This is a genomic window from Streptacidiphilus neutrinimicus, from assembly GCF_000787815.1.
Lineage (GTDB): Bacteria > Actinomycetota > Actinomycetes > Streptomycetales > Streptomycetaceae > Streptacidiphilus > Streptacidiphilus neutrinimicus.
The window spans coordinates 2,471-2,995 of sequence record NZ_BBPO01000116.1 but is presented as its reverse complement, the minus strand read 5'-3'; the positions used below and the strand labels follow the sequence as shown (position 1 = coordinate 2,995).

1 protein-coding gene is annotated in these 525 nt (G+C 73.3%); it reads left to right on the top strand.

Going from position 1 to position 525, the window contains the following annotated elements; all coding sequences use genetic code 11:
* The coding region (locus TR48_RS35940; protein ID WP_161789972.1) for a hypothetical protein at positions 1–217 on the top strand (217 nt) is incomplete at its 5' end.
* Positions 218–525: the final 308 nt, after the last annotated feature.

The following is a 525-nucleotide window of genomic DNA, read 5'->3' as shown; positions in this document are numbered from 1 at the left end:
ACGCCGAGTCGTGCTCGACTTCGGCGCAACCGAGATCGGCCCCGCCGCCGTCGGCGCCGTCCTGCGCATCGACCACGACTGCCGCGCCCGCGACATCCCCTGCACGATCGTCGCCGAGGACCGCGCCCTGCTCACCCGCGCACTCGCCGACAACCTCGCCACGCCACACCAAGGCCCCGCCTTGGCCACGGACCTGGCCGCCGCGCTACGCCCCTGACGCCGGCCAGTGCCAGGAGGGCCGGGGCACCCGGGGCCGGTCCTGCGGGTGGGACGGCTCAGACCCCGCCAAGCCGAACCTCTGCGCTCCATCATTCTCGCGCGTGGCCGGCCCTCCGATCCGGGGGGCCGGCCACTCGCGGCAGTGCCTAGCCCGTGGGCAGGTCGTGAGTGTGAGTGCCGGTGACCAGGTAGACGATGCGTTTGGCGACCGAGACGGCATGGTCGGCGAAGCGCTCGTAGAAGCGCCCGGCGAGGGTGACATCGACGGCGTCCTCGACCCCGTGCTGCCACCGGTCGTCCATCAGG